The following is a 14,394-nucleotide window of genomic DNA, read 5'->3' on the forward strand; positions in this document are numbered from 1 at the left end:
GCGGCGCTACTTGCCCTTCGCCCCGGTGGCCGCGCCCTTCGGCGTCCCCACGCGCTGCGGGCTGTTCGCGGGCACCGGCCGGATCGTCGCGCCCTGCCGCAGATTGCCGATCCCCTGCGTGATCACGCGCTCGCCGGGTTTCAGCCCGCCGGTGACGACCCAGTTGGCGCCCGAAGTGCGGTCGGCGACAATCTTGCGCCGCACCGATTTGTTATCCTTGCCGACGAGGTAGACGAAGGCCGAACCGTCGAAGTCGCGCTGGACCGCGGCCTGCGGCAGCAGGATCGCCGACGGGTTCACCGCTTGGTCGAACATCGCGGTCACGAACATGCCGGGCAGCAACACGCCCTTCGGATTGGGGAAGCGCGCGCGCAGCGTCACCGTTCCGGTCGCTTCGTTGACGGTGACGTCGGAAAACTGGACCGTCCCGGCAAAGCCATAGTTGCTGCCGTCCTCGAGGCGCAGGCGCACCGACGTGCTGCCGGCGTCGACTCCGCCGCTTTCGATCGCCTGACGCAGCGTGGTGAGTTCGGCGCTCGACTGCTGCATGTCGACGAACATCGGATCGGTCTGCTGGATCACCGCGAGCGGGGTCGCCTGGCTCGCGCTGACGAGCCCGCCCGGCGTCACGAGCGATCGGCCGATGCGGCCGCTGATCGGTGCGGTGATCGTCGCGAAGCGCAGGTTGATGCGCGCGGTTTCGAGCGCGGCGCTGTTCTGCGCGACCGTGGCGCGCGCCATCCGCGCCTGTGCGAGCGCGTCGGTATAATCCTGCTCGGCGACCGCCTGCATCTTGGCGAGCGGTTCGAGGCGGCGCGCGCGTTCGTCGGCCGCCGCTGCGCTCGCCCGCGCGCTCGCTAGGTTCGCAGCGGCTTGGTCGACCCCCGCCTGATAGAGGCGCGCGTCGATCTGATAGAGCGGCTCGCCCGCGCGCACGAAGCTGCCCTCGGTGAACAGGCGGCGGCGGATCAGGCCGTTCACCTGCGGACGTACTTCGCTCGTCTCATAGGCGACGGTGCGTCCGCCGAGCGAGGTGGTGAGCGGCACCGGCTGGACCGCGACGGTGACATAGCCGACCTCGGGCGCGCCGCGGCCGCCCTTCTCTTCTCCGGCGGAGCAGGCGGCAAGCGACAGCGCGATGGCACACAGGGCTCCGGCACGAAGCAGCGGCCTCTTGTCCAGCATGGGTTATCTCGTTTCAAATCGGAACGGGGGAGTTTTGCGCCTATTCAGCCGATTGCCCCCGCGCTGGCAAGCCCTCTGGGCGCGATGCGACAATTTGCGACAATTTTTCTGACGGATGGTTGACCCAGCCAATCGTGGCTCAAAGTTGTCATACTAATGGGATAGTTGTCATACAATTTTTTGCTTGACAGCGACTCGCTCTTGCCCGCATCATCGTGACACCGGTTACCAAAACCGGATAACGAAATAGAAATAGATGGCGACCGAGTGGCTCCGAAAGGCGGCATTGGTCGCAATCCGTGGAAAACGGGCGCTCGGGCGGCAAGTCCCCGCGCCCGGGTGGGAGGATGGATATGGCTATTCAGGCAAGACGGGGCATCGGGATAGTGGCGAAGCTCGCGGGCGGCGCGTCGCTGGCCGCGCTGGCGATGACGCCGGCTCATGCGCAGGACGCAGCGGGCGCGCCGGCGGAGGAGGATGCGATCGTCGTGACCGGCATTCGCGCTTCGCTCGAGCAGGCGGCGGATATCAAGCGCGAGGCCGATCAGGTGCTCGACGTCATCACCGCCGAGGATGTGGGCAAGCTTCCCGACGCCAATGTCGCCGAGGCGCTGCAGCGTGTCACCGGCGTCCAGATCACCCGCGTCTTCGGCGAGGGCCAGTCGGTGTTGGTGCGCGGGCTCCAGCAGGTGCGCGTCGAGGTCGACGGGCGCACTTTGCTCGGCTGGTCAGCGCGGCTGTCGCCGCCCGAGAATGACCAGCTCGGCCGCTCGTCGGGGCTCGATTCGGTGCCGTCGAGCCTGTTCGGGCGCCTCGAAGTGCGCAAATCGCCGCTTGCGAGCCAAGCCGAGGGCGGGCTCGGCGGCACAGTCAACCTCGTCACGCCGAAGCCGCTGTCGTTCAAGGAGCCGACGGTCTCGCTGCGCGCGCAGGGCGTCTATTCGGAGAACAGCGACAAGTTCGAACCCGCGATCACCGGCTTCGCGACGACCAAGTTCGCCGACGGCCGCATCGGCGTCATGCTTGCGGGCGAATATCAGAAGCGCACCTCGACGACGCAGGCGTTCGAGCGCAACAATTTCCTCGACCGCAATTACACCGCCGGCGGGACGACGACCGTCCAGCAGACGCCGGTGCTGCTCCAATATGAACAGTTCACCGTCGATCGCTCGCGGCTCGGGCTCAACGGCGCGATCCAGTTTGCGGTGACGCCCGAATTCACGGTCACCGCCGACGCGCTCTATTCGAAGCTCAAGACGGGGCGCCGCCAGGATTTCTTTGCCTTCCGCCTGCCCACCGGTACCAACCCGGTGACGAACCCCGTGGTCGAGGACGGCATGGTGGTCGCGGGCAATGCGAACGGCACTGTCACCACCGCGGGACAGATCCGCAACGAACCGACCGAAAGCTTCCTCTATGGCCTCAACGGCAAATATGAAGGCGACAACGGGCTGACGATCGAGGCCGACGGCTATTACAGCAAGGGCACGATCGATCAGACGATCCAGATCATCACGCTGCAGGGCACCGCCGCGGTGCCCGGCGCGTTCGATTTTCGCGACCAGACGATCCCGTCGCTGACGCTCGGCGGGACGTTCGATCCGACCGATTATGCCTCCTACAATCCCGCGAACAACGGCGTGCGCAGCAACCGCCTGCTCGGCCTGCTTGAGGAATGGACGGGCAAGCTCGACGTCAGCTACGAGGCCGGCAGCGGGGTCACGATCGCCGCCGGAGTGCGTTATACCGACCTCCACGCGCGCTCGAACGCCTTCCGTAGCCAGGTCACCCCGACGCGCGAGGAAATCGAACCCTATCTGAAGCTGGTCGATGCCGACGATTTCCTGTCCGACATTCCGGGCAGCTTCCCGCGCAGCTTCCTGAGCACCGCGCCGACCTACGACTTTGTTTTCAACCGCGCGCAGGCGGCCGAACCGAACCCCGATCCCGATGGCCGCTCGACGCTGCTGCCCAACCTCCAGCGCGACTATGATTTCAGCGAAAAGACGCTCGCGGGCTATCTGATGGTGTCGGGCGAGGGCGAGATCGCGGGCATCCCGTACAAGGCAAACGCGGGCGTGCGCATCGCGTCGACACGGCTGTCGGTCGACTCATACGTCAACGTCGGCGCGGTCAGCACGCTGCGCAACGACAAGAACCGCTACACCAATGTGCTGCCCAGCGCGAACATCGCCTTCAACGTCACCGACGATTTCCTTGTCCGCGTGTCGGGATCGCAGACGATGCAGCGTGCCTCGATCGCCGACCTTGCGCCCTCGACTTTTTTCAATGCGACCAATCTGTCGGTCACCGGCGGCAATGTGAATCTCGAACCGCCGATCGCGACGCAGGCCGATATCAGTTTCGAATATTATACGGGGAAAAGCTCGCTGATCTCGGGTGCGGTCTTTTACAAAGACGTCAAGAATTTCATCGCGAGCTTCGTGACCACCGGGGTCGATCTCGATCTCGACGATCAGGGCCGCGAACTGACCTTCTCACGTCCCGAAAATCTGGCGAGCGCAAAGATAAAGGGGTTCGAGATCGGCATCCAGCAGTTCATGGACTTTCTGCCCTCGCCGCTCGACGGCTTCGGCGTGATCGCCAATTACACCTATTCGGATGCCGAAGATAATGCCGGCTTCCCGCTCGTCGCGGTGTCGAAGAACAGCTACAACCTCGTCGGTCTCTATGAAAAGGGGCCGTTTTCGGCGCGCATCGCCTATAATTACCGCGACGAGGCGGTGTTCGAATTTTCGCAAGGACGCCCGAGCTTCATCGGCGCGCGCTCGCAGCTCGACGCCCAGCTCGGGGTCGACATCACCGACAATATCGCGCTGTCGCTGCAAGCGCAGAATCTGCTGCCGAAAAAATCGGCGACGAGCGAATATAGCAATTTCAACACGACCGCGCTCAACAGCTATGCCTTGTCCGAGCGGCGTTTCTCGGTCGGCGTGCGCGCGAAGTTCTAAAAGGGGTCCCCGACATGGCGGCGGCGGTCGCGCGCCGCCATGTCACCGGGCCGCAGGGAGTGGATGAGTGATGATCTTGGGTAAAGGGCGTGCGCGTCTCGTTTCGGTTGTGGCGCTGGGTGCGACGCTGATTTTTCCGGTTCAGGCGCAGCCGGGGAAATTGCCCAAGATCCTGTCGGACCCCGCGACGGTGGCGGCGAACCCGCTGCCCGATTTTTCCTATGCGGGTTATGGCTTCGGCCTCGCGTCGATCCCCGCCGATGCCGGGACGATCATCGAAGTGACCGATCATGGCGCGATCCCCGACGACGGGCTCGACGATAGCAAGGCGGTGCTCCGCGCGCTCGCCGCCGCCAATGCGGTGAAGGGCAAAGTGACGCTGCGCTTCCCGAAAGGGCGGACGCAGATCACCGAAGTATTGCGTATTACGCGCAGCGACATCGTCCTCGACGGCGCGGGCGATGGCCCCGGCGGCAGCGAGCTCTGGTTCCCGCGCCCGCTCAAGCTCATCGACAAGAGCCACGATTATGACGAGCTGCGCGAATATCTGGTGCGCGAAAAGAAGCAGCAGGTCGAGCCCGAGCATAATATCGACTATCTCTTCACCGAATATACGTGGGCGGGCGGGATGATCTTTGTCGCGCCCGAGGGCAGCCGGCCGGTCTCCTACGACGGGACAAAGGATGTTCGCGATCCGGTGCTCGCGACCGGGATATCGGGCAAGCAGTTCGCCCGCACGCTGACGGTCGACGATCCGTCCAAGCTGAAGGTCGGCGACATCGTCCAGCTGCAATGGTTTTCGGTCGACGGACCGAAGAGCAGGATCCTGACATCGCTTTACGGCGACACCGACCTGCCGATCGGTTCGCACCACTGGACCTTTCCGAACCGGCCGGTGGTCGCGCAGGCGACGCGCGTCGCGGCGATCCGCGGCAAGACGGTGACGCTCGGCGATCCGCTGCTCCACGACATCCGCGCCGACCAGCCCGCGGTGGTCGCCGACTGGAAGCATCTGACCAACGTCGGCATCCAGAATCTGCGGCTGCAATTTCCCGAAGCGCCCGCCTTCGGCCATCATCTCGAGCAGGGTTATAACGGCATCTATATGACCGGCGTGTTCGACGGCTGGATCCGGGGGCTGACGATCGACCGGGCGGACAGCGGCATATTGACCGACAATGCCGCAAGCCTGACGATTTCCGACATCATAACGACGGGCGACCGCCGCGCGCATTATTCGGTACACGTCGGCGCGGTGCACAATGTGCTGGTCAAGCATCTGAAAGTCGAAAATCCGGCGGTCCACCCCGTGAGCATCAACACGCGCTCGACGCGGTCGGTGTTTCTGCGCGCGGTCGTCGACAGGGATGCGATCATCGACCAGCACAGCGGATCGAACCACCAGAATCTGTTCGACCAGATCGAAATGCACATCGATCCGAAGCAGGGCAAGGACGGTTGGCAGTATCAGCTCTGGGTCGGCGGCGGAGCGCCTTACTGGAAGCCCGGGCACGGCCTCTACAACACGCTTTGGAACGCGAAGCTTGTCGTGCCCGAAAGCATCCCCGCCGACGCCAGCGTGGCGATCACCAGCGGGCTCGAAGGGCCGGGCGAGCGGATCGTCGGGCTGCACGCGAACCGAAAGATCCGGGTCAGCTATACGCCGACGCCCTATATCGAGGGCACGGGGCAAGCGGTCGACGCGGTGCCGTCGCTTTACGAATATCAGCTCGCGCGCCGGCGTCGCTGACGCTCTCTTCAACATCGTCATCCCGGCGACAGCCGGGATCTCGCCGGTGCGTCAGAAGGCGAGGTCGAGATCCCGGCCTTCGCCGGGATGACGAAATAAAGAAGACGGTGTTTCAGTCGAATCCGATCCGGCTCTAACGCCCCGGTGGCGGGCCGACCGACTGGCGTTCGACGAAGGTCGAGGCGAGCACATTGCTCTCGTCGCTCGATGCCTTCGCGCCCGGCCCCAGGAAATCGGGAACGAGCGTCTGCGCGGCGCGGATGCCCATTTCGCGGATCGGCCAGCGCACGGTGCTGAGCGCGGGCCAGATATGCGTCGCGGTCGGGCTGTCGTCGAACCCGATGATCGACAGCTCGCCCGGCACCTTGATGCCCTTGCCATGCGCGACGCTCATCAGGCCCGCCGCCATCTCGTCGTTCGAGCAGAAGACCGCGGTCGGGGGTTCGGCCCGCGAGAGCAGGGCTTCACCGGCCTCGATGCCCGCGGTGTAGCGATAATTGCCGGGCGCATAAAGTTCGGCGGGCAGGTCGAGCCCCGCCTCGGCGAGCGCCGCGCGGAACCCCTCTTCGCGCTCGGCGGCCGAACGGAAGCCGACAGGACCGCGCACGAAGCCGATGCGGCGATGGCCGAGCGCGACGAGCCCGCGCACCGCTTCGGCGACCACTTCGCGGTCATTCGACGAGATGCAGCGCTTCGCATCGTCGATCCGTGCCGACCCGATGCGGACATAGCGCACGCCAAGATCCTCGCAGAGCGCGGCGAGATCATCATTCTCCGAGATCGGAGGCAGCAGCATCGCGCCGATCGGGCGCTGCTTTTCAAGGAAGGTGCGGACGTCGTCGAGCATCTTGTCCGACCCGCGGTCGACGGGGCGGACGAGCAGCGCGAGGTCGCTGTCCTTGATCGCGTCGAGCACCCCGCGCTGGAAATTGAGCACCGTCTGCGCGTTCGGATTGTCGTGGAGCAGCGCGATCAGAAAATTGCGACGAAAGGCGAGCGCGCGCGCCTGCGGATTGGGAACGAAGCCGAGCTGCTCGATCGCCTTTTCGACCGCCGCGCGCGTCTTGTCGGTCAGGAATTCGGACCGGTTGATCACCCGGCTCACCGTCTTCTTCGACACCCCCGCCAACGCCGCGACATCGTTGATCGTCGGCTGCTTGCCCCCCGGCCCCTTATTTTGTGCCGCCATATTCGCTCTTTCCCCTGCGGAGCCTCTGGCCAGACCCGCGCTTTTCTATGCTGATGGGCGCTCGAACGCGTAAAATCAACGCCCGGCGGAAGTGCCGACAACTCTTGACACCGGTTACCATCAAAACTAGCAAGGCGGCAAGCCCAGAAATATCGAGCGAGGATGCGATCCCATGTTTTCCAAGACCTATTACGCCACCCATCCCGTGATGATGGAGGAGGTGTCGAATGCCGAGCTGCGCGATCGCTACCTGATCCAGAATCTATTCCGCACCGGCGAATGCGTCCTCAATTACACCCACGCCGACCGTTTCGTGATCGGCGGCGTCGCGGTGGGCGGCGCGCCCGTCAAGCTGCCTGCGCAGACCGAACCGCCGTCGGCCGCGGGGCACCCTTTCCTCGAGCGCCGCGAACTCGCGATCGTCAATGTGTCGTCGGTGCAAGGCACGGTGACCGTCGACGGCGAGAGCTTCACGCTCGGCAACAAGGATTGCCTCTATGTGACGATGGGCGCGAAGGACGTCGCCTTCGCGGGTGAGGGCGCGCGCTATTATCTGGCGTCGTGCCCGGCGCACAAGGCGTTCACCACGCGCAAGCTCGGCATCGCCGACGCCAATGCGCTCGACCGCGGCAGCCTCGCCGAATCGAACGAGCGCACGATCTTCCAGCTCGTCATTCCGGGCGTGTGCGACAGCGCGCAGCTCGTCATGGGCCTCACCGTGCTCAAGGAAGGCAGCGTCTGGAACACGATGCCGCCGCACATCCACGAGCGCCGCAGCGAGATCTATTTCTACTTCGAGCTGGACAATGTCGACACCGACCGCGTCATGCACTTCATGGGCGAGGGCGAGGCGACGCGCCACATCGTGATGCAGAATGAGGAAGCGGTGATCTCGCCGCCCTGGTCGATTCACATGGGCGCGGGCACGAAATCCTATGCCTTCATCTGGGCGATGGCGGGCGAGAATCAGGATTATACCGACATGAACGTCCTCGACATCTGTCAGCTGTCGTAACCATTATCGTCACCCCGGACCTGATCCGGGATCCGGACAACACCGCCGAAATGGATGCCGGATCAAGTCCGGCATGACGAAGGGTAAGAAGATGAAGATGTTCGACCTCACCGGAAAAGTCGCGCTCGTCACCGGCGCCAACACCGGCATCGGGCAGGGGATTGCGCTTGCGCTCGCCGAGGCCGGTGCCGACATCGCCGCCGCGGGCCGCTCGCCCGCCGACGAGACCGTCGGCAAGGTCCGCGGGCTCGGACATAGGGCCGAGAATTTCGCCGCCGACCTGTCGAGCGTCGGCGCGGTCCAGCCGCTCGTCGATGCGGTGCTCGCCGAATTCGGCCGCATCGACATCCTCGTCAACAATGCCGGCATCATCCGCCGCGCCGATGCGGTCGACTTCACCGAGGCCGACTGGGACGCGGTGATGGACACCAATTTGAAGACGCTCTTCTTCCTGTGCCAAGGCGTCGGGCGTCACATGATCGCGCGCGGTTCGGGCAAGATCATCAACATCGCCTCGATGCTGACCTTTCAGGGCGGCATTCGCGTGCCGAGCTATACCGCGTCGAAATCAGGGGTCGGCGGGCTTACCAAGCTGCTCGCGAACGAATGGGCGGCGAAGGGCGTGCAGGTCAACGCGATCGCCCCCGGCTATATCGCGACGAACAACACCGCCGCGCTGCAAGGCGACGCGACGCGTAACCGCCAGATCATGGAACGCATCCCGGCCGGACGCTGGGGCGACCCGAGCGATATTGGCGGCGCTGCGGTCTTCCTCGCGTCGCCGGCGTCGGACTATGTGCAGGGCCATATCCTCGCCGTCGACGGCGGCTGGCTCGCGCGCTAGCATCGCGCCATGACCGGTCGCCTCGTCTTTTTCGGCGAACTGCTGATCCGCCTGACCGCGCCGGGCAATGAGCTGTTGATGCAGTCGCCGTCGCTGTCGCTCCACGTCGGCGGCGCCGAAGCCAACGTCGCGATCGGGCTCGCGCACCTCGGCCATGCTTGCGCGATGGTCAGCAAGGTTCCTTCGAACGCGCTGGGTCGCGGTGCGGTGGCGGCGGTGCGCGGCGCGGGCGTCGACTGCGCCGCCGTCACGCTTCACCCGGGGCGCATGGGGCTCTATTTCCTCAGCGTCGGCGCGGGGCTGCGCGCGTCCGAGATCGTCTACGACCGCGCCGGGTCGAGCTTCGCGGCGACCGGGCCCGAGGACTATGATTTCGACCGCCTGCTCGCGGGCGCGGGCCTGCTCCACCTGTCGGGCATCACCCCCGCGCTCGGGCCGCGCTCGGCCGAATCCGCGCTCGCCGCGGCGCGCGCGGCGAAGCGGCTCGGCGTGCCGGTCAGCTTCGACGGCAATTACCGCGCGATGCTGTGGGAGGCGTGGGATAGCGACCCGCGTTCGGTCCTGACGGCATTGATCGACAGCGCCGACATTTTGTTCGGCAACCATCGCGACCTGTCGCTGGTGCTGGGGCAGGAATTCAGCGGCGACGGCGAAGACAGGCGGCGCGAGGCAGCCGAGGCGGGCTTTGCCGCCTTCCCGGGCCTCGCGCTGATCGCCTCGACCGCCCGCCACACCGTCACCGCCGACCATCACCGCATTGCCGCGCGGGTCGACCTGCGGAGCGGCGGCCACCAGACCGATGAGGTCGACGTCACCGGCATCGTCGATCGCATCGGCGCGGGCGACGCCTTTGCCGCCGGGGTACTTCACGCGCATTTGTCGGGCGGCGATGCCAAAGCGATGGCGGAGAGCGGGCTTGCGCTGACCGCGCTCAAACATTCGCTGCCGGGGGATGCGAGCCGGTTCGGGCAGGCCGATATCGATGCCTTTCATGGCGGCGGGCTCGATGTCCGGCGCTGAGCCGACGCGTCGCGCGCTGCTGGCGGCTGGCGCGCTGCTTTTCCCGGTCATCGCGCGTGCGGACACATTTGCGCCGATCCATCATATCGGCGCGGTGGACGCCGCCGACGGCATGTATCAGTCAGGCAAACGTCGCAGCTTCGGCGATGGCAGCGCCTGGGCCTTTACCGGAATCCGCTATGGCCGCGCCGATCGCTTCCGCGCGCCAACCCCGGTGATGGCGTCCGAACAACTGCGCCACGACATCTTCGGCCCCGCCTGCCCGCAGAGGGGCGAGAGCTATCAGCCGCGATCCGAAGACTGCCTGTTCCTCAACGTCTGGACCCCCCACATCGAGATGAAGCGCAAGCGTCCGGTCATGGTCTATTTCCACGGCGGCGCCTATTCGGCCGGCAGCGTCACCGATCCGGTCAACGACGGCGCGCGGCTCGCGGCGCGCGGCGATGTCGTCGTGGTTACCGTCAACCATCGCCTCAACGCGCTCGGCTATCTCTATCTCGCGCGCCTCGATCCGCGCTTCCCCGACAGCGGCAATGCGGGGCAGCTCGACCTGATCGTCGCGCTGCAATGGGTCCGGCGCAATATTGCGGCGTTCGGCGGCGATCCCGCCAATGTCACCGTCTTCGGCCAGTCGGGGGGCGGCGCGAAGATCGCGACGCTGATGGTGATGCCCGCCGCGAAAGGCCTGTTCCACAAGGCGATCACGATGAGCGGCCAGCAAGTCACCGCGTCGGGGCCACTCAACGCCACCAGACGCGCCGAGGCGTTTCTCGATAAACTCGGCAAAAATGTCGATCCCGCGACCGCGCCGGTCGAGCAGCTCGTAACCGCGCTGGCGGCGATCGACCCGATCCTCGGCGGCTCGGTCTATATGGGGCCCGTGCTCGACATGAAGCATCTGACGCGCCACCCCTTCTGGCCCGACGCCGCGCCGCAGTCGCTAGGCGTTCCGATGATGCTCGGCAACACGGTGATGGAGACGCGCGCTTTCTACGCGCCCGACGGCAAGCAGCTCGCGGGGCTCGATTTCGCCAATCTCGCCGCACGGATCGCGCCCGAGATGCGGATCGACATCCATCCCGAGTGGGTCGTGGCGCAGTTCCGCGCGCGCTACCCTGACGCGCCGCCGCTCGAGCTATTCCACCGCATCGTCACCGCCGCGCGCAGCTGGCGCGGACAGGTCGAGGAAGCCGAAGCGCGCGCGCGTGCCGGAGCGCCCGCCTTCGTCTACCAGCTCGATTTCGAGAGCGCGAAGCACACCGACGACATCGGCCTCAGCTTCGGCACGACGCCCGATCCGACCTCCGCACAGCAGGCGATGAGCGACCGCGTCATGGACGTTTTCGTCCGCTTCGCACGCACCGGCGATCCGGGGTGGCCGACCTATGATCTTGCGCAGCGGCAAACGATGATATTCGACACCGGGAGCCGCGTCGAGAGCGATCCGCGCCGATGGGAACGCGAGCTGTTTGCGCGTGTGCCCTATATCCAGCCGGGCAGTTGAAGCGCGTTCATACTCTCATAGCGTCATCCCGGCCTTCGCCGGGATGACATATTGGTCAAACGAGCTTGTGCGAGGCGAGCCAGTTCCACAGCAACTCGGGCCAGATTGCGACGGGCAGCCCCGCCGTCTTCATCAACCCGAAGCCATGCCCGCCGCGCTCGAAGAAATGCGCCTCGACCGGCGCGGCGATGCCGCGCGTCGCTTCGCGCAGCCGCGCGCTGTTCTCGACCTTCACGACATCGTCGTCCTCGGCGTGGAGCAGCCACAGCGGCGGCTGGTCGGCGCGGACATTGCGTTCGGGCGAATAGGCTTTCTCGCGCCTCGCGTCGGCGTCCGCGCCGATCAATTTCTCGCGGCTCATTGCATGCGCGATCGCGGGATCCATCGATACGACGGGATAGATGGCGGCGAGCGCATCGGGCCGCGCCGGCAGCGTGTCGGCGGTATCGAGCGGATCGTAAAGCTTTGCGTCGAAGCGCGTGAGCAGGCTCGTCGCGACCTGCCCGCCCGCCGAAAAGCCGCCGAAGGCGACGTGCGCCGGGTCGATCCCGTCGATCCGCGCGCGGCTGCGCACGAGCCGCACCGCGCGCTGCGCATCGGCGAGCGGGACGTCGGCGCCGTTCGCCCAGCCGTCGCCGGGCAGGCGATAGAAAAGAACATAGACGGTGACGCCGCGCACCGTCAGCCAGCGCGCCAGTTCATAGCCTTCCTTGTCGACCACGACATAGCGATAGCCGCCGCCGGGGGCGAGGATCACCGCCGCGCCATTGGGTTTGGCGGGGCGGAAGATGTCGAGCCGCGGGCGCGTGATGCGCTCGAGCATCCGGTCGCTGGCTTGCGGATCGTCGCTGCGCTGCACGACCTTTTCGACGAGGCCCGCGGGCGGCGCGATATGGCCTTCGGGCCAGAGCGCGATGCTCGCATCGGGGGTCAGGCCGGCGGGCCGCGTCCACGCTGCGCGCGCCGCCGCGCTTGCGAAAGGCAGCGCGAGGCTCGCAGTCAGCAGCGAGCGGCGGCCGACGGTCATCGCCCGGCCTCCTTGTTCGGATAGGCGACGATCAGCACGAGCGGCACGCTGCCCGTCTGGCGGATGCCGACCCTCGCGCCCTTGTAAAGCCACGCCGCCATTCCGGCTTTCAGCGCCTTCTCCTCGCCGTCCGAATGGACGATGCCGGTGCCCGAGAGGACGTAATAAATCTCGTCATGGTCGATGGGGTGGGCGCCGATCGCCGCGCCGACATGCAGCGCGCGCTTGCGAAATTCGAAGCTGCGCGGCGCGGGCACCGCATCGCTGATCCGGTATGCGGTCGACATGCCGATCGCGCCATGTGGCGGCGCTTCTTCGCGCACCGTCGCGGCTTCGTCGATCACGATCATCGCGGGGGCGGCGGCGTTCGCGAGAAGGATCGCAAGCAGCGCGCTCATTGTCCTTCTCCACGCGACGCACGATCGCGCGCCGACAGATGCTCCTGCGGCATCGGTGCGGTCTGGCCGGGGTAACGGCCAGACTTCGGTTCCATCGTCGTAAGGTCCCAATCCTTCTCGACGAAGGGCGCGCGCACCGGCGCTGCGACCTTGGGATAGGCGCTGACCTCCTTTTCGTCATCGATGACGTCGCCGCGCCCTTCGGCGACAAAGAAGAGAATGCGGATCTCCTCGGCGTCGCGCGCCCAGGGCCGGGCGCCGGCGGTCGCGAGCACCGAGGTTTCGACGTCGCGCGACGGCAGGATGCGATAACCGTCCGTCGGCGCCAGCGGCGTCTTGGCGCGGATCAGCTTGGCCTGCGTCTCGCCATAGCGCCCGAACTCGGGAAGCGGCTCGCCGTGGCGGTCGACCGCCAGATTGTCCTTGCCATAATAGTCGAGGTCGCCGTCGCCGCCGAGCATGAGGAAGGGCAGGCCCTCGTCGGTGTCGTTACCGCCGCGCATCACATTGCCGATCGCGGTGATCTGCCCCGTCACATAATCATGCCCGACCCATTCGAGGTTCATCAGGTTATAATGCACCGCGCGATGCTGCGGGTTGTAGATCAGATTGTTGATCATCAGCGCCTGCCCGCCACCCTTGATCAGCGGGTTGCGCTCGACATTATGCGCCCAGACGTTGCGATAGAAGACGATGCCCGTCGCATTGTCGTGGATCAGCGATCCCTTGCTGTGCTCGCCCTTGGGATGGCTCGCGTCGGCGAGGCCTTCGGCGGCGAGGTTGTTCGAAAAGCTGATGTTGTGGCTCGTTCCCTTCCGCCACTCCGCGACGCTCTTGCCGGTGAAGCGCGGGCCCGATGCCGACATATTCTCGTCGATCCCCCACAGGAAAGTGCAGTGATCGACGATGACATTCTGCGCCGCGAGGGTCGAGAAGGTATCGGCCTCCCAGCCGCTGCGCTTCGGCTGGCCGTCGGCGCCGGTATAGACGCGCAAATGGCGCATCACGACGTCGTGCGTCTTCACGTCGATGCCGGTGCGGATCAGGGTGACCCCCGGTCCCGGCGCGGTCTGGCCGGCGATCGTCAGATATGGATGTTTGATCTCGATCGTCTTGCGGCCCATGTCGATCACGCCGCCGACTTCGAACACGATGATGCGCGGCCCCGGCGTCTCGATCGCCGCTTTCAGCGACCCCGGACCATCGGGCGCGAGCGTCGTCACGCGCAGGATCTTGCCGCCGCGCCCCCCGGGCGTTGCGGCCGCCGGGCCGACCGCACCGGGGAAGGCCGATGGTGCGGCATCGGCGGCCGACGCCGGTACAGCCGACATCGCAAGCGCCAGAAAAAGCGCAGTAATCCAAGGTTTCCGGCGCATCTCTCTCTCCCTATTCTTTGGGTATTGACACGGCTACCCATATCCTTCAATCTTCCTGACACCGGTTACCCCAATCGGTCAACGAGAAAATATTTCCAAGGGAGAGGGTCTGAT

The 14,394-nt window shown here is 65.8% G+C and carries 11 protein-coding genes; 6 read left to right on the forward strand and 5 right to left on the reverse strand.

What is annotated here, in order from left to right; all coding sequences use genetic code 11:
* Window positions 1–6: 6 nt before the first annotated feature.
* Window positions 7–1,185, reverse strand: a complete 1,179-nt coding sequence (locus tag OVY29_RS17390) for an efflux RND transporter periplasmic adaptor subunit (protein WP_037557369.1) — start codon at window positions 1,183–1,185, stop codon at window positions 7–9.
* 353 nt (window positions 1,186–1,538) lie between these two features.
* Between OVY29_RS17390 and OVY29_RS17395 the strand changes: the two genes are divergently transcribed.
* Together OVY29_RS17395 and OVY29_RS17400 are read left to right on the forward strand one after the other, a co-directional pair.
* Window positions 1,539–4,157, forward strand: coding sequence for a TonB-dependent receptor (locus OVY29_RS17395; RefSeq protein ID WP_161786572.1), 2,619 nt, complete (start codon window positions 1,539–1,541; stop codon window positions 4,155–4,157).
* 70 nt (window positions 4,158–4,227) lie between these two features.
* Window positions 4,228–5,907 (forward strand): hypothetical protein, encoded by a 1,680-nt coding sequence (locus OVY29_RS17400; protein ID WP_037557365.1) that lies wholly within the window; start codon window positions 4,228–4,230, stop codon window positions 5,905–5,907.
* Window positions 5,908–6,040: 133 nt separating this feature from the next.
* On the opposite strand, the gene OVY29_RS17405 is transcribed toward OVY29_RS17400, so the two are convergent.
* Window positions 6,041–7,096 (reverse strand): LacI family DNA-binding transcriptional regulator, encoded by a 1,056-nt coding sequence (locus tag OVY29_RS17405; RefSeq protein WP_037557363.1) that lies wholly within the window; start codon window positions 7,094–7,096, stop codon window positions 6,041–6,043.
* 172 nt (window positions 7,097–7,268) lie between these two features.
* On the opposite strand from OVY29_RS17405, the gene kduI reads away from it, so the two are divergent.
* The 4 genes from kduI to OVY29_RS17425 all read left to right on the forward strand — a co-directional run bounded on the left by kduI (window position 7,269) and on the right by OVY29_RS17425 (window position 11,479).
* Complete coding sequence (gene kduI / locus OVY29_RS17410) at window positions 7,269–8,111, forward strand: 5-dehydro-4-deoxy-D-glucuronate isomerase (protein ID WP_037557362.1); 843 nt, start codon at window positions 7,269–7,271, stop codon at window positions 8,109–8,111.
* A gap of 91 nt (window positions 8,112–8,202) precedes the next feature.
* Window positions 8,203–8,955, forward strand: a complete 753-nt coding sequence (gene kduD, locus OVY29_RS17415; protein ID WP_037557508.1) for a 2-dehydro-3-deoxy-D-gluconate 5-dehydrogenase KduD — start codon at window positions 8,203–8,205, stop codon at window positions 8,953–8,955.
* A 9-nt stretch (window positions 8,956–8,964) separates the two neighbouring features.
* On the forward strand, window positions 8,965–9,975 hold the full coding sequence (locus OVY29_RS17420) for a sugar kinase (RefSeq protein ID WP_037557361.1): 1,011 nt from the start codon (window positions 8,965–8,967) through the stop codon (window positions 9,973–9,975).
* Window positions 9,962–11,479, forward strand: coding sequence for a carboxylesterase/lipase family protein (locus tag OVY29_RS17425; RefSeq protein ID WP_037557507.1), 1,518 nt, complete (start codon window positions 9,962–9,964; stop codon window positions 11,477–11,479). Before OVY29_RS17420 ends, OVY29_RS17425 begins: the two co-directional genes overlap by 14 nt.
* A 55-nt stretch (window positions 11,480–11,534) precedes the next feature.
* Here OVY29_RS17425 and OVY29_RS17430 read toward each other — a convergent pair whose 3' ends face one another.
* The 3 genes from OVY29_RS17430 to OVY29_RS17440 are packed head-to-tail and all read right to left on the reverse strand — an operon-like array spanning window position 11,535 to window position 14,280.
* Complete coding sequence (locus tag OVY29_RS17430; RefSeq protein ID WP_037557360.1) at window positions 11,535–12,506, reverse strand: alpha/beta hydrolase; 972 nt, start codon at window positions 12,504–12,506, stop codon at window positions 11,535–11,537.
* Window positions 12,503–12,904, reverse strand: coding sequence for a cupin domain-containing protein (locus OVY29_RS17435; RefSeq protein WP_037557359.1), 402 nt, complete (start codon window positions 12,902–12,904; stop codon window positions 12,503–12,505). Before OVY29_RS17435 ends, OVY29_RS17430 begins: the two co-directional genes overlap by 4 nt.
* Complete coding sequence (locus tag OVY29_RS17440; RefSeq protein WP_037557357.1) at window positions 12,901–14,280, reverse strand: polysaccharide lyase family 1 protein; 1,380 nt, start codon at window positions 14,278–14,280, stop codon at window positions 12,901–12,903. Before OVY29_RS17440 ends, OVY29_RS17435 begins: the two co-directional genes overlap by 4 nt.
* Window positions 14,281–14,394: the final 114 nt, after the last annotated feature.

Origin of the sequence: Sphingopyxis sp. SE2, from assembly GCF_032227185.1 — a bacterium.
Lineage (GTDB): Bacteria > Pseudomonadota > Alphaproteobacteria > Sphingomonadales > Sphingomonadaceae > Sphingopyxis.

Coding starts and splice junctions, on each gene's coding strand:
- OVY29_RS17390 (WP_037557369.1), bottom strand. CDS start 1,185: ATGCTGGACAAGAGGCCGCTGCTTCGTGCCGGAGCCCTGTGTGCCATC.
- OVY29_RS17395 (WP_161786572.1), top strand. CDS start 1,539: ATGGCTATTCAGGCAAGACGGGGCATCGGGATAGTGGCGAAGCTCGCG.
- OVY29_RS17400 (WP_037557365.1), top strand. CDS start 4,228: ATGATCTTGGGTAAAGGGCGTGCGCGTCTCGTTTCGGTTGTGGCGCTG.
- OVY29_RS17405 (WP_037557363.1), bottom strand. CDS start 7,096: ATGGCGGCACAAAATAAGGGGCCGGGGGGCAAGCAGCCGACGATCAAC.
- kduI (WP_037557362.1), top strand. CDS start 7,269: ATGTTTTCCAAGACCTATTACGCCACCCATCCCGTGATGATGGAGGAG.
- kduD (WP_037557508.1), top strand. CDS start 8,203: ATGAAGATGTTCGACCTCACCGGAAAAGTCGCGCTCGTCACCGGCGCC.
- OVY29_RS17420 (WP_037557361.1), top strand. CDS start 8,965: ATGACCGGTCGCCTCGTCTTTTTCGGCGAACTGCTGATCCGCCTGACC.
- OVY29_RS17425 (WP_037557507.1), top strand. CDS start 9,962: ATGTCCGGCGCTGAGCCGACGCGTCGCGCGCTGCTGGCGGCTGGCGCG.
- OVY29_RS17430 (WP_037557360.1), bottom strand. CDS start 12,506: ATGACCGTCGGCCGCCGCTCGCTGCTGACTGCGAGCCTCGCGCTGCCT.
- OVY29_RS17435 (WP_037557359.1), bottom strand. CDS start 12,904: ATGAGCGCGCTGCTTGCGATCCTTCTCGCGAACGCCGCCGCCCCCGCG.
- OVY29_RS17440 (WP_037557357.1), bottom strand. CDS start 14,280: ATGCGCCGGAAACCTTGGATTACTGCGCTTTTTCTGGCGCTTGCGATG.